This is a genomic window from Bartonella sp. TT67HLJMS (assembly GCF_042193375.1).
Classification (GTDB): domain Bacteria; phylum Pseudomonadota; class Alphaproteobacteria; order Rhizobiales; family Rhizobiaceae; genus Bartonella; species Bartonella grahamii.
In genome coordinates this window covers 1-25,518 of the sequence record NZ_JBHILP010000004.1, presented here as the reverse complement: position 1 = coordinate 25,518, position 25,518 = coordinate 1, and the positions used below count along the sequence as shown (strand labels likewise).

The window sequence follows — 25,518 nt, the reverse complement described above, 5'->3', positions numbered from 1 at the left end:
GAGAGATCTATATCATTTTTCAACATTAATGGTTTCCAGTAAATTTTTCAATGAGGCAGAAACATGGCTATGCATATCAGCACGTGCCAAAGAAAATGCAACGTTGGCTTCAATGAAACCAGCTTTAGAACCGCAATCAAAAGTGCGCCCTTCTATTTGCAAACCCCAAAAATCTTGCTCATTTGAAAGCCGTATCATAGCATCTGTTAATTGAATTTCATTTCCTGTTCCTCGTTCTTGAGTGGAAAGAATATTAAAAATTTCTGGCTGCAAAATATAACGTCCATTGATGTACAAATTTGATGGTGCCGTTCCTAACACTGGTTTCTCTACCATTTTTGTGATTTTAAAACCATTTGCAATCTGTTTACCTTTGCCAACTATACCGTATTTATGTGCTTCTTCAAGATCGCATTCCTGAACGGCAATAATATTTCCCCCACCCACCTTTTCATAAAGACTAATCATCTCAGAAAGACATCCCTTTTTGGCTTGAATCAGCATATCGGGTAATAACAAAGCAAAAGGTTCCCCTGCAACTAATTCACGCGCGCACCAAAGAGCATGCCCTAATCCCAAAGGTTGCTGTTGCCGAGTGAAAGAAGTTGACCCTGGTAATGGCTGTAAACGGTATAAATGTGCAAGATCTTCTTTCTTTCCACATTCAGCTAGTGTCGTGTATAACTCAACTTGCGCATCAAAATAATCCTCAATGACTGCTTTGTTACGTCCAGTCACAAAAATAAAATGCTCAATACCAGCCTCCCTCGCCTCATCCACAACATATTGAATGACAGGTTTATCAACAACTGTTAGCATTTCTTTAGGAATTGTTTTTGTCGCAGGAAGAAAACGCGTACCAAGACCTGCTACTGGAAATACAGCTTTCCGGATTTTACGCACACTCACCCTCCTCAATGAATTCATATATTTTTTGTTTTATTTAACATATGTTTTTACGAAATGGTAAAAAAGATATCTTATTGTTTTGATTATCATTATAATGGACAATCAAAAATGTAAAAGAGAATATGAAAATTTATTGCAAGGATTAAAACGAATTATTTATTTCAATTTTCTCCTCTTCTTGATCATCTTATCGATTAAACTAAATACAAAATAAAGTTATTGCACACCTAATAAATTGAATATTAATGGGGATTTCAAAATGCAAAAAACAGAATTGAAGACTTTCTCTTTTTTAGAGAAGTCAAAAACTTGGAGAACTCTTCTCACTGGCTCTGCCGTTATTTTTTCTGCTTTTTTAATGTTTTTTGTATCCCTTTCATATGCTGATAGCGGATTTAAACACTGGATTAAAGAATTTAAAAAAATAGCTATTGCTCACAATATTACCCCTTCTACGTTTCATATGGCATTTAAAGGTGTTAATGCCATTGATCCAGAAGTTCTAAAAAGCGCCGCATACCAACCAGAATTTGTTGCTCCTTCATGGAACTATTTCGATAATCGCGTCCATGATATTGCAATTGTAGAAGGACGGCGCCAAACTCAAAAATGGAACAAATGGCTTCTTCAAATTGAAAAACGTTTTGGTGTTGACCGCAATATTCTGCTTGCTATTTGGTCAATGGAAAGCAACTATGGGAAAGTTTTAGCCAATAAAAGTGTAATGCGTGATACCATTCGCTCTCTTGCAACTCTAGCCTATGCTGATAAAAAACGTGCAAAATATGCATATACACAGCTGATTGCTGCTATGAAAATTCTACAAAGTGGCGAAATTAAACGCTCTCAACTCACTGGATCTTGGGCCGGTGCATTGGGGCATACACAATTTATTCCAAGCAGTTATCTCGCCTATGCAGTTGATATGGACCAAGATGGACGGCGTGATATCTGGAACTCTGTTCCAGATGCTCTGGCTACTGCTGCTAACCTTCTCCACAAAAATGGCTGGCAACCTAATCTTATTTGGGGAGTAGAGGTAAAAGTGCCGCAGGGGAAAAACCTTCCTGAAGGGTGGTATTCCTTTGAACAATGGAAAAAATTAGGTGTAAAACACGCAAATGGGCGTCCTCTTCCTACATTAGCTGAACAAGCAATATTAAAATATCCAGATGGAGCAAAAGGACCTATATTTTTAGTCACAAAAAATTTCTTTGTTCTGAAACATTATAATAATGCAGATCGTTATGCGTTTGCTGTTGCTCTTCTAGCTGATCGCATCGCTGGACATCCTAGATTGGTGCATGATTGGCAAAGACCTTTTCAACCTCTTACTTTCCAAGAATGCAAAGAACTGCAATCTCGCTTAAGTGCACTGGGCTATTATAAAGGGAATGTTGATGGAAAAATCGGAACAGCTTCTCGCGAAGCAATTAAAGCCTTTCAACTACGTCACGGTCTAAAAGCAAATGGATATCCGTCATCTCAAGTGCTTTTTCTCCTTCGCAAACAATAATGGAGACTAAGGTTTTGTCTTCTGTTCGCCTGATATACTTGACATTATTGCTAGTTTTACTTTCTATTGTGGGGATCATACAGCCATCCCCAAGTAAAGCAACGAACTTCTTCAAATGGTTATCACAACATAACAAACAGACGCAACAACCACCGCAAATTATAGAACAAAAAATAGACAAGCCGCAAAAAAAGATCGTAACACAAAAAAATATACAAAAGCTAAAAAATGAGAATGCAAAGCGCATTCTTGTCATAGGGGATTTTACAGCTTCTGCTGTTGCCGATGCACTTAAGAAGTTTTTTATAAATAATAGCGATATCGTTATCATGAACAACACAATGCCAGCTTCCGGCTTAGTTCGAACGGATTATTATTCTTGGCAAAGCAATATTTCTAAACTCATTGATCAAAATAACCCCGATGTTATTATCATGATGATCGGTGCAAATGATAATCAACCAATCACAGACTCTTATAGCACAATTAACACAGATCAATCAGAATGGATGCACATCTACAAACAAAGAGTTATCGAAATTGCTGAAAGTCTTCGTGCCTCTAGAAAATCATGGATATGGATAAGTCAACCTGCCTTTAGAAATGACCTTTTGACACAAAAAATGAAAATTTTTAATGCGCTCTATAAACAAGAAACAGAAACAGCAGAAGGATATTTCCTCGATATCTGGAGCGGCTTTAGTGATGAAGAAGGAAATTTTTCTTTTTCAGGCTATGATATTAATGGAAAAATAACCAAATTACGCACCAATAATGGCATGCATTTCACCTCTGAAGGAAAGAAAAAACTTGCCTCTTATTTAGAAAAACCATTGAAAAATATTTTAAATTTTTACGCCTTTTCTCATGAAAATCCTTACTCAACCGATCAAGCTATTCAAAAGCTTATACACGAATCAGAGAATAAAGAGCAGAGTAATATTATGCGTCAGCCTCCAATGAGCCTCGATGATATGGCACAACAAAACACTCAGCTTTTAGGCAAACGAAAGTCAAGTTTTATAAAAAAATCATGGTTTCCACCAAATGGGCATCAAAAAGATCGAGCTGATAATTTTTCTTTCCCATAATGTCTCTTTAAAAGACAAATTCTAATTTCCTCCATAAACAAAAAGCGAATAAGGTAAAAAACACTGTTTACAGAGCTATAATGAAGAGAATTTTTGCATAAATCACAACTGCATTTTTCGAATAATATGAAAACGGCATGGTATTAACCATACCGTTATATCTTATAGTCCACGTTTGTTAATCATTGCCTCTGGTAAAGGCATCCGTCCCCGAAAAGCTTTATAAAGCTCCTCTGGATCACGACTTCCCCCAGCAGAGTAAATAAAACGTTTCAACTTATCAGCAAGCTCTGAATTAAAAACATCTCCCGTTTCTTCAAAAGCCTGAAAAGCATCAGCATCAAGAACTTCCGACCACATATAAGAATAGTAACCAGCGGCGTAACCATCACCTGAAAATATATGCGTAAAATGTGGAGGACGATGGCGCATAATAATTGTATCAGGCATTTGCAGCTTTTCTAATTCTTGGCGTTCAAACACTGTTGGATCAGTTACCGTTTGTCCTTTATGAAAAGCCATATCTACAAGAGCTGATGAAGTAAATTCAACTGCTGCAAAGCCAGCATTAAATGTCTGTGCTGACAAAACCTTATCCATTAATACTTGCGGCATAGGATGTCCTGTTTTTGCATGCGTAGCATAAGTTTGTAAAATCTCTGGTACAGTTAACCAATGTTCATAAAGTTGAGAAGGCAGCTCAACAAAATCACGCGAAACCGATGTTCCCGATACAGATGGCCATGTGACATCAGAAAGCAAACCATGCAATGCATGCCCAAATTCGTGGAAAAGCGTACGCGCATCATCGAGTGATAAAAGAGCAACCTCCCCTTTAGAAGGTTTAGCAAAATTACAAACATTGTAGATAATAGGCTTTTGTCCGCCATCCAATTTATATTGTGATTGCAAACTACTCATCCACGCACCGGACCGTTTTGAAGAACGTGCAAAATAATCACCAATGAAATGCCCAAGTAGACTTCCATCAGACTTTTTTACTTCCCACAAACGTGCATCAGGATGCCAAAGTGCAACAGCGTTTTTTTCTTCAAATGTAATGCCAAAGAGTTTTTCTGCTACCCCAAAAGCCGCTTTAATCATACGATCAAGCTGAAAATAATATTTAATCTCAGCGCTATCGAAAGAAAGTTGTTCAGTGCGAAGTTTTTCAGCATAATACCGCCAATCCCAAGCAGCTAAAGATTCATTGCTGCCCTGATTGTTGGCAAAATTTTGTAATTCAATTTGCTCAGTAGAAGCCTTCGCTCTTGCGCGCTCCCATACAGGCATAAGCAAATCCATAACGGAATCAACACTTTTAGCCATGGTATTATCGAGTTTCAAATCTGCGAAAGATTTATATCCTAATAATTTAGCCTGCTCATCTCGAAGCGCAACAATCTCTACAATAATTGTTTTATTATCATTCTTGTTATTATTTTCACCACGTTTAGCCCAAGCTTGGAATGCAACCTCACGCAAATCACGACGATCAGAGAATTTTAAAAAAGGTTCAACAATCGAACGTGCTAGTGTTAATGCATACGCTTCTTCATTACCTCTTTCACACGCAATTTCCTTCATTGAATCAATGAGATCTTGCGGTAAACCAGATAAGTCGGTCTGTTTTAAAAACAGAATCCATTCAGCTTCATCATTTAAGACATTTTGTCCAAAAGTAGCATTTAAAAAAGCAAGTCTTTCATTAATTTCCAAAAGCCGTTTCTTAGCTTTTTCATCGAGTTTTGCCCCATGACAAACAAACTTTTTCCACCATAATTCAAGAACACGTGTTGTTTCACTCTCAAATATGCCCAGCTGCGACTGTTTATAAAGCGCATCTATTTTCGCAAATATCCGTGCATCCATCATCATTTTTGAAGAATAACGAGAAAGTTTTACAACGAACTCTTGCTCTAGCTGTTGAATTAATACATTCGTATGAGCACTGGTGCGCAAGAAAAATATTGAACAGACACGATCAAGCGCTTTGCCACAAAGCTCAAAAGGCTGCAAAAAATTCTCAAGCGTTGGTGGTTCTTGCACCATCGCAATCGCCTCTAGTTCTTCTTCGGCTTCTTGAAGTGCCTGTTCAAAAGCGGGTTTAAAATCTTCATCACTGATAGAAGAAAAATCAGGAAGACCTGAAAATCCCTTCCAGTCCAGCACTGCTGCTTTTGTCATAATACTTTATGTCTCCATTATAAATTTAAGCTGTAATGATTATCTTTACGACACAAATTGATAATATACTAAAACTATTTCGTGAGTTTCAAAACGGCCTTTCCAAACGCTATTGAATAAAAAACCTAGAAATCGTAAAATTCTTTCATTTCAAAACATATTATATTGGAGAAATAAAGATTATTCGCTCGCACACCACAATAGAATTGCATATTAATAAAAACACTTGAAGAAAGGCATAATCTCCACTCTTTACAAAATATTGCTGTAGATTCTTTTGAAAATCACAAAACTACATTAAAGAAATGATGCTAAAAATCAGAACTGATTTTTATATTATATTATCCTCAAATTAAGCTGTATTCTCGTTTTAGTGATTCAGAAACTTGTTTATAACTTATAATTCACCCTTGACTTTACTTAAAATATTAACAATTGGGAATATAGCTGGGGAGTTTTTTTTAAATCTTCCATAAACTTTTATTTTTATCTCATCTATTATCTAGATTTACAACTCTCCAACTCTTCAGGAGGTACTTTATCATGACTGAAATTAAAACGACCTTCGACTTCAAAAATTTTTCTCCTGAAGCTCTCGCTGAAAAGTTAAAAAATCAGCATTTTGCAGACTCTATTGATATCATCAATGACCTCGATATCATGGAACGTGTAACCATTCTTAGTCTTCTGCCTCTTGATTATGTTATCGAACTTTTTGATAAACCAGAGCTTGAGCAACCTGCTTCTATCCTAGAACTTCTCCCTATAAATCGTGCTGTTGAAATTCTTGATGGCATGTCTGCCGATGCTGCTGCAGACGTCTTTCAAGAAATGGATAAAGAAACCCGCACACGACTTTATGCCTTGCTTAAACCCTTAACGCGCGCTGAACTTAAAAAACTTACCAGTTATCCTGATCATACAGCAGGGGCACTGATGACAACAGAATTTATAGCCGTTCCTTCAAACTGGACTATACAAAAAACTTTGGATCACATTCGTGAGGTCGAGCGAACACGTGAAACCGTTTATACCAGCTATGTAATTGACCCTAAAACAGGTATTCTTCTCAAAGCTGTTTCACTGCGTAACCTTATTCTTGCCTCACCTGATGAACAAATTCTTAATGTCCCTACTCATGACTCGCCCATTACAATATCGCCCTTCACACATCATGAAGACATCGCACGCCTTTTCCAGCGCCATGATCTTCTCTCTGTGCCTGTAGTTGATGAAAGTAACCATGTCATTGGCATTGTAACCGTCGATGACGTGCTTGATACTATGGTTGATGAGATGAATGAAGATGCCTATAAATTTGGGGGTATGGAAGCGCTTAATAAGCCCTATATGCAAATTAAGTTTCCTGAAATGATGAAAAAACGCGGCGGATGGCTCGCTTTACTCTTTGTCGGTGAAATGCTGACAGCAAGTGCTATGCAACATTTCGAAACAGAACTCGAAAAAGCGATTATTCTTACACTGTTCATACCTCTCATTATGAGCTCAGGAGGAAATTCCGGCTCACAGGCTACATCCCTTATTATCCGTGCATTGGCTTTACGTGAACTCACGTTGAAAGACTGGTGGAAAGTGTTCATTCGTGAAATTCCAACAGGACTATCTCTTGGTCTCTTACTCGGAATTATTGGCATTACGCGCATTGCTCTTTGGCAACAATTCGGTATCTACGACTATGGGCAACATTGGATTGCTGTTTCGACAACAGTAGGTACAGCTTTAGTCGGAATCGTTACCTTTGGTTCTCTTTCTGGATCTATGCTGCCTTTTATTCTTAAAGGTTTAAAATTTGATCCAGCAAGTGCTTCTGCGCCTTTTGTGGCAACTTTAGTAGATGTCATGGGCATTATAATCTATTTTTCTGTAGCTTCCATCATTTTGTCAGGAACTCTTCTTTAAACATGTAAAGTAAAAACTCTTTCTTCTGGAAAGACTTTGTCATGTAACCTAAGATCTTTCCAGAAGAGAATAAGCTCTATTAATTTATTTTCTAGTGCACCGCTCCATAGACAATTTATTATTTTATTGAATAACAGCTCTGAATATCGTAAATTTGCCTCATCATAAAGCTTCTCATATTAAATGAATCAAAGTTATCTTCTTGCCTGTCACAAACGGGATTGGTGTATAGCTAAAAACTATTCAAGGAAAAAATTAAATACTTCTTATATCCTCTCTCTCGCATCAAAAACTGTTGCAATATTGACAGCTGAGAAAGAATAATAATGATATGCTCAATAGGCTTTATATTTCTTCACAACGGTGTTGATAGTATACTATTCGCGTATATTATATCATTTATGAGCCCTATCATGAAATTGATGTAGTGTACGTTCAAAAATCTCTCTTAAGTACATGAATATGCAACAACAAGTCTAGTCTGTTTAAAGCGTTCTGTTTGGCATGAAAAGCATACTCCTATTAGAGAATGCGATTAACAAAAGTGTGAGGCAATGCACTATCCCTATGATTTAAAGATATTGCTTAGATGCTTTTGAAATCATAAATTTGGCTTAACGGCAAAGATAAGAATTTTCTTTTGATGCCTTCATATTCTTTCTAAATAAGACTGTATTCCGGTTTCATAAATAAATAAAACAGATATAACTCTTGCCCTAATCTGGCATACAAAAGCTAGAACTTCTTATAAAATGCTTAATCGTCTCAATATTTATCTCAAATACACGGTTGCATTAGATCTGGATTTTGATTGACAAGTTATAGAATAAGAAAAAGCTTTGTTAGAATAAAAATGTCGTACAGTCGTCAATAAATTAGCTATGGATTGAGAGATCTTCCGGATTTTTATCAATCTCTTTGCAAAACGACAACAATAATACAGCTAGCTTTATACTTACTTATTCTTACAAGCGTTCATATAAATTTCTTACATCATATTGATAAAAATAAAATTGACAGTGATTTTTATGGACAATTCTTAGCTCGAGAATAGAACATCCGTACTATAAAAAACTTTTTACGAAGCTCCAGCAATTGAAGCTTAATAGAGCCTTAAAGACTTGGATGAGTAGTTTTACCATAAAAATATTACCTCCATCTTCCAAAATTATAAAAAAACATGTAAAAGGTTTTGTAATAATCAGGCAAAGAATGTAAAGACTCTGCCTCAAATGAAATTTCATTAAACGAAAAGAAGAAAATTTATGCAATTGCGTAACATTGCCATCATTGCCCACGTTGACCATGGGAAAACAACGCTTGTAGACGGACTACTCAAGCAATCAGGAAACTTCCGTGATAATCAGCGTACAAGCGAACGTATGATGGATTCAAACGATATTGAAAAAGAACGTGGAATTACAATCCTAGCGAAAGTAACATCTGTTGTTTGGAAAGATACTCGAATTAATATTGTTGATACACCAGGACACGCCGACTTTGGTGGAGAAGTTGAACGCATTCTAAATATGGTTGATGGAGCCATTGTACTTGTTGATGCTGCTGAAGGACCAATGCCACAAACAAAATTTGTTGTTGGCAAAGCATTGAAAGTGGGGTTGCGCCCTATTGTTGCTATTAATAAAATTGACCGACCTGATGCACGCGTTGATGAAGTCATTAATGAGGTTTTTGACCTTTTCGCTGCTCTTGATGCAACCGACGAACAGCTTGATTTTCCTATTCTTTATGGATCTGGACGCGATGGATGGATGGCTGAAGCCCCCGAGGGACCAAAAGATCAGGGATTAGGTCCTTTATTTGATCTTGTGACGCAGCATGTCCCTTCTCCTAGTGTAGCAGAAGGACCGTTTCGCATGATTGGAACTATTCTTGAAGCGGATCCGTTTTTGGGACGAATTATTACAGGACGGATTCATTCTGGCTCTCTAAAACCCAACCAAAATGTCAAGGTTCTTGGACAAGATGGAAAACTTTTAGAAACTGGGCGTATTTCAAAGATTTTGGCATTTCGTGGCTTAGAACGGCAACCTATTGAAGAAGGAAGTGCTGGTGATATTGTTGCGATTGCAGGTCTACAAAAAGGTACCGTTGCTGATACTTTCTGTGACCCTACTGTTAATGAACCACTTACTGCCCAACCAATTGATCCTCCTACTGTTACTATGAGTTTTCTCGTCAACGATAGTCCCCTTGCTGGAACTGAAGGCGATAAAGTAACAAGTCGGGTCATTCGTGACCGATTGTTAAAAGAAGCAGAAGGCAACGTCGCTCTTAAAATTGAAGAATCAGCCGATAAAGATTCTTTCTACGTTTCAGGACGAGGAGAATTACAACTTGCAGTTCTCATTGAAAATATGCGCCGTGAAGGATTTGAGCTTAGTGTTTCACGCCCACGTGTTGTTATGCAAAAAGATGAAAATGGAATAACTCTTGAACCAATCGAAGAAGTTGTTATCGATGTTGATGAAGAATATTCCGGTACTGTTGTACAAAAAATGTCTGAACGTAAGGGCGAAATGGTGGAATTACGCCCTTCTGGGGGTAATCGTGTCCGACTCGTTTTTTATGCGCCAACCAGAGGACTCATTGGTTATCAATCTGAACTTTTAACGGACACACGTGGTACAGCAATTATGAATCGCCTTTTCCATGCTTATGAACCTTATAAAGGAGACATTGCTGGTCGTGTTAATGGTGTTATGATTTCAAATGACAATGGTGAATCTGTCGCTTATGCTCTTTTTAATCTTGAAGATCGTGGACCTATGATCATCGATGCGGGTGTGAAAGTCTATCAAGGTATGATTATTGGCATCCACTCACGAGATAATGACTTAGAAGTTAATGTGTTAAAAGGAAAAAAACTCACCAACATGCGCGCTTCCGGAAAAGATGAAGCCGTAAAGCTAACGCCCCCTATTAAAATGACATTAGAACGTGCCTTATCGTGGATACAAGATGATGAACTTGTAGAGGTAACCCCTAAAAATATTCGTCTCCGCAAACTCTATCTTGATCCTAATGAACGTAAACGTTTTGAAAAAACACGTGCATCAATTTTAAGCTAATTTCATAATCTCTTTGGTAAAATATTTATAAAATATTTAATTGTATTGAGCCTCACTATATCCCAGAAAGGATGTCTCTATGAATATTAAGGAAATACCCGTAGGCAAAAATCCACCAGAAGATATTAACGTTATTGTGGAAGTCTCCCTTGGTGGTCAACCAATAAAATATGAGATGGATAAAAAGTCGGGCGCATTATTTGTTGACCGTTTTCTTCATACATCAATGGTTTATCCTGGAAATTACGGTTTTGTCCCCCATACACTTTCAGATGATGGTGATCCTATTGATGTCCTTATCTGTAATACCCGTCCACTTATGCCTGGTTGTGTTATCAATGTTTGCCCCATCGGAGCTCTGATGATGGAAGATGATGGTGGTAAAGATGAAAAAATTATTGCCATTCCCACTCCAAAATTAACAAAACGCTATATCAATATTCATAACTATACAGATCTTCCCGAAATTACACTCAAACAAATTGAACATTTCTTTGAGCATTACAAAGATTTGGAACCTGGAAAATGGGCTAAAATTGAAGGATGGCGTGATAAAAACTTTGCTCATGAATTAATTAAACAAGCTGTTGAGCGCAATAAAAAAATATAACGATTTTAATAAAATAAAGCCTGTTTTTTAATAGGCTTTATTATTTATTTTTTCTACGAGATGCAATCTCTAAAGGATTGCCATATCTGCTTTAGCTCTTCTAAATGTGTTGAAAAGTAAAGTTGTTTGTAGCGAGATATTGCACCGTTTTTCAGAGAAATCGAAGAAGATGGTATTTTCCACTGCTTCGCAAGAAATTTAATGAGAGCTTTATTCGCTTTTCCATCTTCAGGAACAGCACGAAGGCGTATAACCAGATATTGTTTTTCACCGTCCCTACATTCAACCCCTATTATTTTGTCAACGGATGATTTGGGAATGAGATATACAAACAAAATCAAGTTATTTTTATCAACTTGATAAAACATGTATTCGCCTCAAGTAATATTTCTATAAATACATGTTTGCGTAAACGCGCCACATGAAAGTACGAATAAAATAAATAATAATGAACACTACAATAGGTGAAATATCAATTGTTCCAAAATTTGGTAAAATTTGCCGTACACGGCTTAGAACAGGATTTGTAAGACGATATAGAAAGCTTCCTATCAAAATAACAAAGCGATTGCGCGAATTTATGATATTAAAGACATAAAGCCAAGAAAAAATGACACTAGCGATTAAAATATCAATATAAATATCAAAAATCAAATCAATCGTTCGAAGCAATGCATAAATCATGCGTCATCCCTTTCAATCAAGGAAACAGAAGAGCGTATAGAAAACCTTCATTAAAGCAGGTTTGTGTATCAAAAAATGGTTTTATACTTCAATACTCTTTTTTCTTGAATAAAAACCAGACATCTAAATTCTTCATCTCTCTATTTAATGACGATGCAGCTAGAAACCAAATATCAAAATTAAAAATAGCACATGAAAATAGAAGAAACAGCAAAAAATCTGAATATCCCTTATAGGATTAATCTTAAACCTCATCGTTTTAATTATTAATATATAAAAGACAAACTAACTAAAAACGGCCTTTTAAAGGCCGCTTTTATTTTATTTTTAAAATTATTTCTGCAAAGCAGTCAAACGGTTAAGAGCACTGCTAAAACCATTGAGCTGAACAAATAAATCATTCAAAGCTGGTTCACCTGCAGCAGCAATTGTCATTGCCAACTTTAACTGTTTTCCAGAACGTAAAGCTGCTACGTGATTTTTGTCAAAAACGACAGGAACCATGCAACCTGCTGGTACACAAGTCCGAATACCAGTTTCGATAACAGCTTTTCCCTCATCAACTTGTAAACGAACAGGCTTAGAAACCAAAATACCAAAAGGAACTGTTAAATTACCAGATACAACACCCTCAGCATTGAGAATAAGGCTCATAGCCACAACAACACGCCCCTGCTCATTTACTTCTTGACGGTGCATAAAACAAATTCTTTTCCCTTCTTGTATACCACAATTAATAGTCCACAAACCGTAGGTTTCAGTCAAAGAAGAAGCTCCATTTGGCAATGTCGCTGCCGCATCTTTTGATGCAGGAGTTTTTGAATTTGTCGCAAATGCAACAGATGAAATACTCAAGAGAGTAAAAACTATAAGTAAATTAAATAATTTTTTCATTTTATATTCCTGTTCTTTACATAAAAGAGAAACATGTTTATTATTTATAAATGATATAAAGCGTCTTAATAAAAAAGCTTTCTCATAATCATATAGCTTTTATAATGGTCTAAGGCTACCTCGAAATTCGCTGACAACTTTCATATAGACATGCTTTTTAAAAGAAACAGCGATCAACGGAAGGTTTTCTAGATCAATCCATTTCCATTGATCGAATTCCGCTTTATTGCCATCTGGTGGCGGATTAATCGCAATTTCAGAAAGCTTTCCCGTAAACTGGAAAGCAAACCACTTTTGTATTTGTCCACGATATTTATTGCTTAATGTACATCCAATAAGTTCTTGTGGAAAATCATAGTGGAACCAATTTTGTGCTTCTTTAATCAACTTTACAGATCGAATACCCGTTTCTTCATAAAGTTCACGATATGCTGCATCTAACGGTTTTTCATCTTCATCAATCCCTCCTTGAGGAAGCTGCCAACGATGAGATATGTCAATATCTGCATGAATGGGCGTCATTAAACGACGCCCAACCCAAACTTTACCCTCATGATTAAAGACAACAATCCCAACACATTTGCGATATGGAAGAATCTTCAAATTAATACCTGCATCCATTTAATATTCCTCAAAATCGCAAGCTATAGATATCATTTCTCACTTTAACACATCCTTATTGGGATCTGGTGGAAATGCTGCATTTGCCATTTCACCTCGTAACAGCTTATAGGCCTCATTCAATTGAATATCATCTTTAGGGTCTTTCGGAACAAAAGCAGCTGAACCAGATCCTTTATTACTCTCTCGTTTTCCTTTGATATGTCCTTTTAATGCAGACTCACCAACTTTTACATCATAACCCTTATATTTTTCAGGGAGTGGTTGCTCTACAATAATATCAGGCGTGATCCCTGTTCCTTGAATAGAAGTGCCAGATGGCGTGTAATAAAGTGCTGTTGTTAAGCGTAAAGCTCCATTTTCACCCAAAGGAATAATTGTTTGAACAGATCCTTTACCAAAAGACTGCGTCCCTAAAATTGTTGCACGACGATGATCTTGTAATGCACCCGCAACAATTTCAGAAGCACTTGCCGAACCACCATTAATAAGGACAATGAGCGGTTTTCCATGGATAACATCACCTGGCTTCGCATCAAATCTTGTCACATCACTCTTTTTGCGCCCACGAGTCGACACAATTTCACCTTTATTGAGAAAAGCACTCGAAACATTAACAGCTTGATCTAAAAGCCCACCAGGATTAAGTCGCAAATCAAGAACGTAACCTTTTAGCTTATCTTCAGGAATTTTAGATTGGATATCTTTAATTGCCGCCAGAAGATTACCTAATGTCTGCTCAGAAAACTGGATAACCCTTAAATATCCAATATCGCCCTCAACCCGATACTTCACCGCTTTTACCTTGATAATATCACGAACAATCTTCACTTCAAATGGCTTATCAACGCCAGAACGAATAATTGTTAAGGTAATTGGTGTTCCAGGAGCACCTCGCATCTTATTAACAGCTTCATTCAATGTTTGACCATTCGTTTGTACATCATCAATTTTTGAAATAAGGTCTCCTGCTAAAATACCTGCTTTTGAAGCGGGAGTATCATCCATTGGTGAAACAACTTTAATCAAGTTTTTTTCCATAGTGACCTCAATACCAAGACCTCCGAACTCTCCTTTCGTAGAATCCCGCATATCCTTGGCTTCTTCAGCATTCAAATAAGATGAATGAGGGTCCAGTGATGTGAGCATGCCATTGATAGCATTTTCAATAAGCTTTTTATCATCTGGAACTGTAACGTACTGCATACGCACGCGCTCAAAAACATCGCCAAATATAGCTAGCTTTTTATATGCATTATCTTCATTATTCGCAGCAACAGACTGCACCATAATCATTGAACAGGCGCCGAGCAATACCCCAGCGACCAAAAGAATAACTTTACGAATCATTTTGGCTCCTTCTTATTTTTTCAGTCTGCCACCAAGGAGTTGGATTTACAGGTTTTCCCTGCTTTCTAAACTCAATGTAAAGCATTGGAGAAGTTTTTCCTATATCCAATGCAACACTGTTTGAAATAAATTGCATCTCCATTATACCCAGAGGCTCACCAGAAAGGACAAACTGCCCCTGTTTTACATTAATTCTCGACATTCCAGTAAGAATAATATGATAGCCATTTCCAACATTGAGAATAATTAACTGTCCGTAAGAACGAAATGGCCCAGCAAAAGCAACAAAAGCATCTACAGGTGATATAACAACAGCTCCTGACTCTGTTTCTATCGTTTCACCAAAGCGCGTAATCTGCGAATTTTTGTTAGAGTGATGTATTCTTTTTCCTGAAACAGGAAAAAGTAAAGAACCTTTTCGGCTTTCAAAATTGGACTGTTCTAACAATTGCAAACTTTTCCGTACCTGTACTGATGCATCAGAGCTAAGTTTTGACTGACGGTCGAGCTCTAAAATCAATTCTTCCAAAGACTGCGCTTTTTTAGCAAGAGCAATATTTTTTTGTTGCTGTTCTGTCAGTTCTTTTTCTGATTTTTTTTGTAGTTTGTTTTTTTTGTCTAATAAAAGCTCTAGACGTTTTCGCTGCTCTGCTTGATTTTGCAGTTTTGTCTTTAATGCCGTATATTCCGTAGTAATGGAATTACTCAAATTGGTCAACTCCTTGAGTTTCTGTGTTAAATCTCGTGTTTTCTCTTGCATCTGAGGAATAACAGTACCTAATAAAACAGAACTACGTATAGAAGCCAACGCGTCCTCTGGCTGTATCATAAGAGCAGGAGGTGGATTCAATCCCATACGTTCCAAAATTGCAAGAACTCCCGCAAATTCAGTGCGACGATTTTTTAAACTTTGATAGACTTGTACCCGCTCTTCTATCATTTTTTTAAGCTTTTCTTCCCTTTTAGCAATATCATCTGCTACTATACGTTCTTCTTTAGCCGCCTTTATGAGTGCATCACTCAAAACACGTTGATCTTTTTTTAAATGCTCAACTTGATGCGTAAGAAAAGCAACACGCTCACGCGAAAGTGAAATGTTTTGGCGAATTTCTCCTAATTCTTTATGTGCTTCCGTACTCCTCATTGTATCTTCCGCATGCAATACAGAAAAGCAAAAAAACATACTCAAGAGCAAAATGACAAATATCACGCACTCCCCATATAAATATAGCATCTTTCTATGAAGAAGCTTTTTCATTTGCCCAACCATGACACCTCATCGTATACATTAGAGATGCTTTAAATGGTGTCAGCTAAAACAATATTAATAAATATATAAATAAGTGCTAAAAATTGCACAAAAATATTAAAAACGATGATACGGATGATTATTTTCGATTGTCACAGCGCGGTAAAGCTGTTCTGTAAGAAGAATACGTGCAATTTGATGTGGCCACGTCATCAAACCAAAAGATAAAAGAAAATCAGCATGCTTCCTTATTTGTTCATTATGTCCATCAGGTCCTCCCAAAGCAATGACGACATCTCGAATGCCTTCATCACGATAACACCTCAATTTTTCAGAAAAAGAAGTTGAAGAAATCGATTCTCCACGCTCATCTAACACAATTAATCGACATTTTTCAGGTAAAAATTCAATAAGTCTTCTCCCCTCCTCCTCCATACGTTGACACGCTGTTTGAGCACGACTTTCTGGTATCTCTTGTAACTTTTTTAAATGAAAGCCTACAACTCCAGAAATTTTAGAAAAACGATCCAAATAATGCTGAACTAATTTTTGCTCCGCCCCACTTTTCATACGACCAACCGCAAAAATAGAAATTTGCATTTTAATGATCTCCGAAGAGAAGCAAAGCTGTATCGTTTAAATCCGGAGTCATCCATATTTTTTCTAAATTATAAAAAAGACGAATTTCTGGACGAAAAAGATGAATGATAATATCACCTGTATCAATCAATACCCAGTCACCTCCAGCAAGCCCTTCTACACGCGTAAGCCCCTGCCCACTATCTTTCCAAGTATGTAATAAATGATCAGCAACAGAAGATACATGACGCTGCGAATTTGCTGAAGCTATGACCATATAATCAGCCAAAGATGACTTCCCCCGAATATCAATAGCAACAATATCTTCTGCTTTTGTATCTTCTAAGCTCTTGAGAATAACTTCAAGACTCTCTCTAACAGAAAAAACTTTTTTTTCTTTTGAAGGCATACTATCGTAAGAGTGTTTGTGTGCAATATTTTTCAGATCAATATCCTTTCTTATCATTGTGGAATCTAAAAAGAGATTTCTCTAAAGAGAAGCAGAATCTTATGAAATGTTCAAGAAAAATCATTCTTTTTCAAACGCAGGTTTGTTGAAGATTGAAAAGATAAAGGTCCATGCAAATAAGTCCAAACTGGTGGCTTGATAAAAGGTAATCGCTTACTTTCTCTCTCATCCAAACGAAAACGACGATAAATATGTGCCATAGGCGAAGAAAGTGCCGACCGATTGCCTAAAGGACGATCAATAATCGCAATAGGAAGCATAGAAACGATATCATGCCATCGATACCAATGATGTATCGTCGTAAAACTATCTGCCCCCATAATCCATACAAAATTTACGCCACTGTAATGGGTAAGAATATGAAAAATTGTATCTATTGATACTTTGCTCCCTATAGCCTGTTCAAAACCTGTTAAGCGAATTTTCGGATGGTCAATAAGTCTAAAACTTAATTGCATTCTCTCCTCTAAAGAGAGCAACTGTGTACGATCCTTTAAAGGATTTCCTGGAGTGATCATCCACCATAACTGATCAAGATGCAAACGCCGAATGGCAATTTTTGCAACAAGAAGATGCCCTGCATGCGGTGGATTAAAGGAACCACCAAAAAGACCCACAACATTGGATCTTTCAACATGTGGCATACAATTTTTCCATGGAAAAAATGGTGTTCTCAAGCTCTAACCTGACCATTTCCTTTAACATGATATTGAAATGAAGTTAGCTGTTCAACACCTATCGGGCCACGTGCATGCATTTTTCCTGTTGCAATACCAATTTCCATTCCAAAACCAAATTCACCTCCATCAGCAAATTGTGTGGACGCATTGTGCAGCAAAATAGCTGAATCTAAATGATTAAAAAAATTCTTCACCACTTCCAAATCCTCAGCAATAATCGATTCCGTATGTCCTGATGAATAACGCTTGATATGAGAAATGGCTCCCTCAACACCCTCAACCGTTTTAACAGAAAGAATAGCATCAAGATATTCATGCGACCAATCTTCTTCAGAAGCTAATTTGACATCTGGCATAAGAAAAACAATATCTTCTGTGGCACGAATTTCACACCCCTTCTCCTGTAAAGCAGTTAAAACAGGAAGAAACTTTTTTAATGCTTGGCTGTCAATGAGAACTGTCTCAACAGCGCCGCATATCCCTGTCCGCCGCAACTTTGCATTTAAAACAATATTGCGTGCCATAGCTAAATCTGCCGATTTATCAATATAAATATGACAAAGTCCCTCCAAATGAGCAAAAATTGGAACACGTGCATCAGACTGAACGCGGGCAACAAGGCTTTTTCCACCACGTGGTACTATCACATCAATCGCTCCATCCAATCCTTTGAGCATTTCCCCAACGGCAGCGCGATCTGTCGTTCTAACCATTTGAATAGCATCTTTGGGTAAACCAGAGCGCTCTAAACCTTGTACCAAAGCTACATGAAGAGCATGAGAAGAATGAAAGCTATCCGAACCACCGCGCAAAATCGCAGCATTGCCTGCTTTTAAGCACAAAGAACTCGCATCAACTGTAACATTTGGACGACTTTCATAAATAATACCAATCACACCAAGGGGTGTTCGTACACGACTTATATGAAGCCCATTTGGACGTTTCCACGCACTCATGACCTGTCCAACAGGATCAGATAAACGAGCAACTTGGCGAACACTGTCTATCATTGCACGTAAACGCAAGTCATCTAATTTTAGCCGATCAATCATTGCAGCTTTCAAATTATTCTGAGCAGCATTCTCTAAATCTTGACAATTCGCCCGTAAAATTTCATCTGACTGAGCCTCTAGACTTAAAGCAATCATTTCCAATGCATTGTTCTTTTGCTCAGAAGAAGCAACAGCCAGCGCTGCAGCGGCATAACGTGCTTTTTGTCCCATATCTTTCATTTGTTCTTCTAAAGTCATCATATCATCCACTCTGCCAAAACAATAAAAACAAAAGTAACTTTTTTAAACAGAATTGGTCAAGCAACGTACAATCATATCATTACGATGCACCATAGCAGAGCGCGCCTCATACCCAAGAATAGCTTCAATTTCTTCACTTTTATGTCCTATAATGCGTACAGCCTCATCTTTGTCATAGCTTACAAGTCCACGCGCAATCTCAACTCCATTTGTATCAACAATTGCAACCGTATCCCCACGCTGGAAATTTCCTTCAACGGCAATAACCCCTGCAGCTAATAACGATTTTCCTGTTTCAAGGGCCCTAATGGCTCCTTGATCAATCGTCAAAACACCAGATGGATCTAAATGACCAGAAATCCATGTTTTCCAAGCACTGACAGATTTCTTACTTGCCGCAAAAAAACTCTTGCGTTCACCTTTGTCAATTGCAGCAAGGGGATTTATACGCTTGCCTGAGGTGATAATCATCGCCGTTCCAGCAGCATTAGCGATTTTTCCGGCATCAAGCTTAGTCTTCATTCCTCCCCGTGAAAACTCTGAAGCAGCAACATCTGCCATTTTTTCGATATCATGCGTAATGGATGCAACAAAAGGTATAAACTCAGCCGTAGGATCACTATGGGGAGACTTTGTATAAAGACCATCAATATCAGATAAAAGTATTAAAAGATCTGCCCTCACCATTGTTGCCACACGTGCAGCTAAACGATCATTATCACCATAACGAATTTCAGTTGTTGCAACAGTATCATTCTCATTAATAACAGGCACAGCTCCCAAATATAAAAGCATCTCAATCGTTGCACGTGCATTGAGATAACGCCTTCGCTCCTCCGTATCAAATAAAGTGAGCAAAATTTGGCCTGTTTTGAGCCCATGTTGAGCAAGCGCATCACCATAGGTTTTTGCTAACTCAATTTGCCCCAAAGCAGCACATGCCTGACTTTCTTCCAATTTCAAAACGCCCTTAGGAAGCTGTAGCAATGTCCTTCCTAAAGCAATAGCGCCTGAAGACACCAACAATATCTCTACGCCTTTTTTGTGCAATTCAACAACATCACTGATCAAGCTTTTAAGCCATTCAACCCGTAAACCTGTCTGAGGATCAACCAAAAGGGCAGATCCAATCTTGACCACAATACGTTTATAGTGTGTAAGTTTTTGCGATCCAACAGCCATCTCAATCAACCTTGCTATCCCCACTGATCTCCTCTTTGCGTGACATTTCAATAATATGTGCACCAGCCCGCAGCACATTTTCTAAACCTTCGCGGCTAACCGCAGAAAACATCATAACAGGTTGACCCGCAGCTCTTTGCAAAGCTTCTTGTTTCGTTTTACGCTCTTCAATTGTCAGAGTATCTATCTGGCTTAAAGCGACAATTTCAGTCTTATCACTTAAATTATTTCCATATGCCTCAAGTTCATGACGCACAATTTGATATGCTTTTGCTACATCTTCTTCTTGAGAAGAAATCAGATGAAGCAGTACGCGACAACGTTCCACATGTCCTAAAAAACGATCTCCGATTCCCACACCTTCATGCGCTCCTTCAATTAATCCTGGAATATCAGCCAAAACAAATTCACGACCATCAATACGTACAACACCAAGATGAGGATGTAGAGTGGTAAAAGGATAATCTGCAACTTTTGGTTTTGCAGCCGTTACAGAAGCTAAAAAAGTTGATTTTCCAGCATTCGGTAAACCAACAAGCCCAGCATCAGCAATTAATTTCAAGCGAAGCCATACTGCGCGCTCTTCTCCAGCCAAACCTGGATTTGCACGACGCGGTGCCCGATTTGTCGATGTTGTAAAATGAAGATTACCAAAACCGCCATTCCCTCCTTTTGCAAGACGATAGCGCTGTCCCACTTCCGTTAAATCACAGATTAACGTTGTATTATCTTCTTCAAAAATTTGCGTCCCAACCGGAACTTTAAGGATGACATCGTCACCCTTTTCACCTGTCATATTACGACCTTTGCCATGCCCCCCTGTTTTTGCTTTAAAATGCTGTTGGTAGCGATAATCAATCAGTGTGTTAAGCCCATCAACAACAAGAGCCCAAACATCACCACCCCGTCCTCCATTCCCCCCATCAGGTCCCCCAAATTCTATGAATTTTTCACGACGAAATGATACTGCTCCAGAACCTCCATTACCAGAACGAATATAAACCTTAGCTTGATCAAGAAATTTCATTGGAAGCACTCTCTGAGGAATCAATCTCTCTACCTCTATAGGCAATACATTAGTTTTACCAGTTTTTCATCATTGATAACAGAAAAACTGTCAATATCGCCGATAACTCTTTGAGAAAAAAATCATCACATCTAAATAGGTTAAGTAAAGTTAAATCTTCTTAAAAGAAGGCGCTATTCTTGTATTTTTGTTTTTCCCTTAAATTCAAGTGCTAGAAGATAAAGCTCTACTGATTCTGATCGGCTTGCAGGCGGTTTAACATGATAGACTTTTTTAAAATGCTGTTTTAGTATCGTGAGAAGAGTGTTTTCTGCTCCTCCTTGAAAAGCCTTTGCTAAAAAATGTCCCCCAGGCTTAAGAACCGAAAGAGCAAAATCAGCCGCAACTTCACATAAATAAATCGTTCTTAAATGATCCGTCTGACGATGACCTGTTGTTGGCGCTGCCATATCAGAAAGAACCACATCCGGTTTTGTCCCTAAAGTTTCAATTAATTTCTGCGGTGCATCTGTATGCAAAAAATCCATTTCCAACATGGCAACTCTAGGCAATGGATCAACATGTAAATAATCAATACCAACAACGCTAGGATCTTCATCACTTGACCCTACTATACGCTCAGCCACCTGACACCATCCCCCAGGTGCTGCTCCTAGATCAATAACCTTTTGACCTTTTTTCAAAAACCTATAACGCTCATTAATTTCAATGAGTTTATAAGCCGCACGCGAACGATAACCATCTACTTTTGATTGATGGACATAAGGATCATTCAGATGCCTCTCTAACCATCGTCGTGATGAAGCTTTAATGGTTCCTGCTTTCTTTTTTACGCGCTGATATAATTCATGTGACCCTGAACCTCCGTAGCCACCCCTCGGTGTTTTTGTTGTTTTTTTCATTGTTATTCATTGTCTCCATATTTAATTCTTTAACGCTTGAAATCTCCGCTCTTTCTATGACGACACCATACCCCATCGCGTAACATCAGCTCTATCAAAATTCCTTCCCTTAATCCACGATCAGCAACTCTTAAACGCTGACTTGGCCAAACTTCCCGAATAACATCTAAAATTGCACAACCAGCTAAAACTAAATCTGCTCTCTCGCGCCCAATAAAAGGACTTACGACACGTTTTTCTATATCCCATGATAATAGGCGTTGTGTCATAAGAGTAATGTCTGCATCATTCATCCAAATGCCATCCACTTTTTTCCTATCATAACGCTCTAAATTAAGATACATTCCTGCTAAAGTCGTAACCGTACCGGAGGTTCCCAAAAGATGAAATTTCGAACCTTGCGCTAACTCTCCTAATTTATGACGATCTGAAAAATTATTTAATAACCCTCGCACATAGCTTTTCATTTTTTCAAAATCGTCTAAGCTAATATCATTCCCTCCAAAACGTTCAGCAAGCGTAACAACACCAACAGGAAGAGAAGTCCAAGCAATAATTTGTCTAGCTAAACGAAAAGAACGCTTTTGAGAAACATCAAGTAGCACAATTTCTGATGATCCCCCTCCAATATCAAAAAGCACAATTGCGTCAGTATTTGGTTCAACAAGTGTACTACACCCTGTAACAGCAAAACGCGCTTCTGTTTGCCGATCAACAATTTCCAATTCAAGACCTGTCTCCTCCAAAACACGCTGAATAAAATGTTTACCATTTTCTGCAGAACGACAAGCTTCTGTTGCAATCAAGCGATAACGCTTAATATGCCTTTGTTTTAGCTTTAAATGACAAATCTTTAATGCTTCAATCGCACGATCCATAGCTCGTGTATTAAGAAAACCATTATTTATTAAACCTTCTCCCAATCTTACAATACGAGAAAAAGCATCAACAACACGAAAATATCCAGGTTTACTGGGAGATGCGATAAGAAGACGACAATTATTCGTTCCGAGATCAAGTGCTGCATAAAGAGGTGGAGACTTTACTGGAGGGAACCGTCGAAGAAAAGGCGCTTTGAGTTTTTTTGTTTTTTGAGCACCTATCATTATCTGACTATGAAACTCAAAAGCTGTCTCAGATTGAACAAAAGCCTGTTTCTGTTCATAATGTTTTTTTCTCTGTTGTCTCTTTATATCAACAAAGACAGAGTATGCTTCTGTTCGTGACAATGCAGAACGATTATTTGTATTACTACCGCACTGATCATACAACTGATCTTCTTTGGTATCGTATATTTCTCCTCGCTTTAACTCTTTTGAACCATAATTTAACGGGGTCATTTCTCTTATCCCTTGAGCGTTCCCCCCAATAAATAAACGCAAAAACTCTTCTTCTCATTCCTAAATAAAGCAATAATGCAGCATCAAATGATAAATACAAGAAATCATTCTTTCTTTGCCTATCATTAAAATTTTCTAAACTAGCATCATTCAGATTTTTGTATAATCTTTTGGTTGTTTCCGTGAAATCATGCTTCTCTTTATGAACTTAAAACTATAAATTAATCGTTTACGTTCGCATCAATTTTTATAAATTTTGCTCTTTTCTTTATACCATTTACACGGAGCACACTTCTATTGTAACAAACCTACATTATCATACTATTTGCTGACTCTTAAGGTCACAACAACCTATACATTAGTACGGTTTATAAAAAATTTTTTCTTTTTTTCAATCTCGTTATCCACACACGAGCCTTATTTGTTGTATGCAATGAAATGGCTTTGATTATGCTGGAATAAAAGTTCCATAATACTACAAAATGCAATTACAATAGCTGTTATTTTCTGAATACCAATTAAAACTATCGTTCAAAAAATTCTCTAGGATTATAAATTTATCTGAAAAATATTAATGCTTAATCAGACCGCTCTAAAAATCCATTTAAAGCTTTAAAAAAGAATTTAGCCTACTTATTATATAAGGAAGCTATCTTTTTAATTATTTTAAATCGAGTATTTCTAATCTTTTTTACTTCTAATAACTCACGAAATCACTCTTTAAGCTTTATGGAAAATGCTAACTTTATTTTCTATTACATATAAAGAACTTATTGTGACTTTATATTCATAAAACTCTCACTCTTTCCAATAAATCAGCTCGATGTCATATTATATAAAAATTCTTACTTATTTGACCTTATAATTTACACTCAAAAATATAATACAACGATTTATGAAAAAATGACTCTTGTTAAAAATACTCGATGGATTCTAAGGACGTAAAGAATTAAGTGCCGCATTTAACCCTTTAAATGGTACAGTAAAAGAAAATACCTTTCCTTCTTTAAGTTTATAGGAAATACGTACTTTATTGTCCTGCTCTATTTGTTTAGTCAAAACCGGCCCTACAGGCGATTGTGCCAAACAAACGGTTTCATTGCATTGCGTATAATGAATAAGAACAGGTTTTTTAACACCTTTTACAAACATTTGAATCGGAACATTTATATCAGAATTTGGTAATGTTCGAAAAAGCATCACTGCTTGACCACTTGTCGTAGACACAAGAGACCAACTAAAAATAGTATTTCCTTCTTGATCATGAACAGTCTGTGTCACATTACATATACCTTGCTTATGTTTAAGCTTTTGTTTTTCGTCACAAATCAAAGTCCAGTCATAAAACTGCATAATAATTCGACGTGTTTCACCAGGTTCTCCCTTAGGTATCGATAAGTGCGGTGGATGCACTGTATAAATATTATTGTTCTCGTTAGCAAAGCTTTCGCTCTTGCCTATTAAGGCAAGAGCAAACAGAACCTTTACTAACATACTTCTCTTTTTTACAATAACAGCCATTTTTTCTATTATCATCTCAACCTCAGAGTAATTCCTGCACCTATCCCCCAGTGACCTCCAGCACTCGTAATAGATACATTCGAGCGAATATTTCCATCTTCAGATGTATAACCAGCCCCAATAGCAAATGCGGATTGACTGCGCCACAAACCACTACCAAATGAAACACTTAAAGATCCTGGTATATCATAGTAACGTAAGTTGGACACCGCTAAACCAATCGCTGCAGCTTGTCTTGCTTCCTTGCGAACATCCTCAATAGCATAATTTAACGTCTCAAACTTCATATCCGTATACGATTTCGCCTCGTTAACGCCATTATTGACAAAACTATTGACTTGATCATCCGTATATTTCTTCGCATCTTCAAGAACCGTCTTCATCTGCTGTTCTGTGTAATCATGTAACTGACCTCCATTAACAGCTTCTTTCGAATCCTTTT

At 37.4% G+C, this 25,518-nt stretch carries 23 protein-coding genes; 5 read left to right on the top strand and 18 right to left on the bottom strand.

The window, feature by feature from the left end:
• Window positions 1-12 precede the first annotated feature (12 nt).
• Entirely contained in the window at window positions 13-903 is an 891-nt protein-coding gene (locus tag ACFIJQ_RS03260; RefSeq protein WP_273787767.1) for a UTP--glucose-1-phosphate uridylyltransferase, read from the bottom strand.
• A 265-nt stretch (window positions 904-1,168) separates the two neighbouring features.
• Between ACFIJQ_RS03260 and ACFIJQ_RS03255 the strand changes: the two genes are divergently transcribed.
• Both ACFIJQ_RS03255 and ACFIJQ_RS03250 read left to right on the top strand, forming a co-directional pair.
• A complete protein-coding gene (locus ACFIJQ_RS03255) occupies window positions 1,169-2,425 on the top strand; it encodes a lytic murein transglycosylase (protein WP_375628516.1) in 1,257 nt (418 codons plus the stop codon).
• Between the two features lie 14 nt (window positions 2,426-2,439).
• The gene (locus ACFIJQ_RS03250; protein ID WP_375628514.1) at window positions 2,440-3,516 is read left to right on the top strand and encodes an SGNH family hydrolase; all 1,077 of its coding nucleotides are present in this window, start codon (window positions 2,440-2,442) and stop codon (window positions 3,514-3,516) included.
• A gap of 162 nt (window positions 3,517-3,678) precedes the next feature.
• Here ACFIJQ_RS03250 and ACFIJQ_RS03245 read toward each other — a convergent pair whose 3' ends face one another.
• Entirely contained in the window at window positions 3,679-5,703 is a 2,025-nt protein-coding gene (locus tag ACFIJQ_RS03245; RefSeq protein ID WP_273787764.1) for a M3 family metallopeptidase, read from the bottom strand.
• A gap of 543 nt (window positions 5,704-6,246) precedes the next feature.
• Here ACFIJQ_RS03245 and mgtE point away from each other — a divergent pair.
• From mgtE to ppa, 3 genes are all read left to right on the top strand, one after another.
• Complete coding sequence (mgtE, locus tag ACFIJQ_RS03240; RefSeq protein ID WP_012754587.1) at window positions 6,247-7,623, top strand: magnesium transporter; 1,377 nt, start codon at window positions 6,247-6,249, stop codon at window positions 7,621-7,623.
• Window positions 7,624-8,888: 1,265 nt separating this feature from the next.
• Window positions 8,889-10,715 (top strand): translational GTPase TypA, encoded by a 1,827-nt coding sequence (typA, locus tag ACFIJQ_RS03235; protein ID WP_208439458.1) that lies wholly within the window; start codon window positions 8,889-8,891, stop codon window positions 10,713-10,715.
• Between the two features lie 79 nt (window positions 10,716-10,794).
• Window positions 10,795-11,325, top strand: a complete 531-nt coding sequence (gene ppa / locus ACFIJQ_RS03230) for an inorganic diphosphatase (protein ID WP_273787763.1) — start codon at window positions 10,795-10,797, stop codon at window positions 11,323-11,325.
• A 53-nt stretch (window positions 11,326-11,378) separates the two neighbouring features.
• On the opposite strand, the gene ACFIJQ_RS03225 is transcribed toward ppa, so the two are convergent.
• The 16 genes from ACFIJQ_RS03225 to ACFIJQ_RS03150 form a co-directional block, all read right to left on the bottom strand.
• Window positions 11,379-11,693, bottom strand: coding sequence for a DUF167 domain-containing protein (locus ACFIJQ_RS03225; protein ID WP_012754584.1), 315 nt, complete (start codon window positions 11,691-11,693; stop codon window positions 11,379-11,381).
• Between the two features lie 22 nt (window positions 11,694-11,715).
• Window positions 11,716-12,009 carry a YggT family protein gene (locus ACFIJQ_RS03220; protein WP_273787762.1) on the bottom strand — a complete coding sequence of 98 codons (294 nt, stop codon included), beginning with the start codon at window positions 12,007-12,009 and terminating at the stop codon, window positions 11,716-11,718.
• A gap of 333 nt (window positions 12,010-12,342) precedes the next feature.
• The gene (locus tag ACFIJQ_RS03215; protein WP_012754582.1) at window positions 12,343-12,903 is read right to left on the bottom strand and encodes an invasion associated locus B family protein; all 561 of its coding nucleotides are present in this window, start codon (window positions 12,901-12,903) and stop codon (window positions 12,343-12,345) included.
• A 99-nt stretch (window positions 12,904-13,002) separates the two neighbouring features.
• The gene (locus ACFIJQ_RS03210) at window positions 13,003-13,524 is read right to left on the bottom strand and encodes an RNA pyrophosphohydrolase (protein WP_012754581.1); all 522 of its coding nucleotides are present in this window, start codon (window positions 13,522-13,524) and stop codon (window positions 13,003-13,005) included.
• A 39-nt stretch (window positions 13,525-13,563) separates the two neighbouring features.
• Window positions 13,564-14,874, bottom strand: a complete 1,311-nt coding sequence (locus ACFIJQ_RS03205; protein WP_012754580.1) for a S41 family peptidase — start codon at window positions 14,872-14,874, stop codon at window positions 13,564-13,566.
• Window positions 14,864-16,144 (bottom strand): murein hydrolase activator EnvC family protein, encoded by a 1,281-nt coding sequence (locus tag ACFIJQ_RS03200; protein ID WP_375628511.1) that lies wholly within the window; start codon window positions 16,142-16,144, stop codon window positions 14,864-14,866. Before ACFIJQ_RS03200 ends, ACFIJQ_RS03205 begins: the two co-directional genes overlap by 11 nt.
• Before the next feature lie 96 nt (window positions 16,145-16,240).
• On the bottom strand, window positions 16,241-16,723 hold the full coding sequence (rlmH, locus tag ACFIJQ_RS03195) for a 23S rRNA (pseudouridine(1915)-N(3))-methyltransferase RlmH (protein WP_026500194.1): 483 nt from the start codon (window positions 16,721-16,723) through the stop codon (window positions 16,241-16,243).
• A 1-nt stretch (window position 16,724) separates the two neighbouring features.
• A complete protein-coding gene (gene rsfS / locus ACFIJQ_RS03190) occupies window positions 16,725-17,168 on the bottom strand; it encodes a ribosome silencing factor (protein ID WP_273787758.1) in 444 nt (147 codons plus the stop codon).
• Between the two features lie 53 nt (window positions 17,169-17,221).
• Window positions 17,222-17,815: a nicotinate-nucleotide adenylyltransferase gene (locus ACFIJQ_RS03185; RefSeq protein WP_273787757.1), complete on the bottom strand. Its 594-nt coding sequence runs from the start codon at window positions 17,813-17,815 to the stop codon at window positions 17,222-17,224.
• 29 nt (window positions 17,816-17,844) lie between these two features.
• The gene (locus tag ACFIJQ_RS03180) at window positions 17,845-19,101 is read right to left on the bottom strand and encodes a glutamate-5-semialdehyde dehydrogenase (protein WP_375628642.1); all 1,257 of its coding nucleotides are present in this window, start codon (window positions 19,099-19,101) and stop codon (window positions 17,845-17,847) included.
• Window positions 19,102-19,146: 45 nt separating this feature from the next.
• Window positions 19,147-20,286: a glutamate 5-kinase gene (proB, locus tag ACFIJQ_RS03175; RefSeq protein WP_375628508.1), complete on the bottom strand. Its 1,140-nt coding sequence runs from the start codon at window positions 20,284-20,286 to the stop codon at window positions 19,147-19,149.
• Window position 20,287: 1 nt separating this feature from the next.
• Entirely contained in the window at window positions 20,288-21,313 is a 1,026-nt protein-coding gene (gene obgE / locus ACFIJQ_RS03170; RefSeq protein WP_012754573.1) for a GTPase ObgE, read from the bottom strand.
• A gap of 173 nt (window positions 21,314-21,486) precedes the next feature.
• Window positions 21,487-22,215: an RlmE family RNA methyltransferase gene (locus ACFIJQ_RS03165; RefSeq protein WP_273790641.1), complete on the bottom strand. Its 729-nt coding sequence runs from the start codon at window positions 22,213-22,215 to the stop codon at window positions 21,487-21,489.
• Between the two features lie 29 nt (window positions 22,216-22,244).
• Window positions 22,245-23,555 carry a Ppx/GppA phosphatase family protein gene (locus ACFIJQ_RS03160; RefSeq protein ID WP_375628506.1) on the bottom strand — a complete coding sequence of 437 codons (1,311 nt, stop codon included), beginning with the start codon at window positions 23,553-23,555 and terminating at the stop codon, window positions 22,245-22,247.
• Between the two features lie 933 nt (window positions 23,556-24,488).
• Window positions 24,489-25,091 (bottom strand): invasion associated locus B family protein, encoded by a 603-nt coding sequence (locus ACFIJQ_RS03155; protein WP_273787751.1) that lies wholly within the window; start codon window positions 25,089-25,091, stop codon window positions 24,489-24,491.
• On the bottom strand, window positions 25,088-25,518 hold a 431-nt coding region (locus ACFIJQ_RS03150), incomplete at its 5' end, for a YadA-like family protein (RefSeq protein WP_375628504.1). The genes ACFIJQ_RS03155 and ACFIJQ_RS03150, both read right to left, overlap by 4 nt.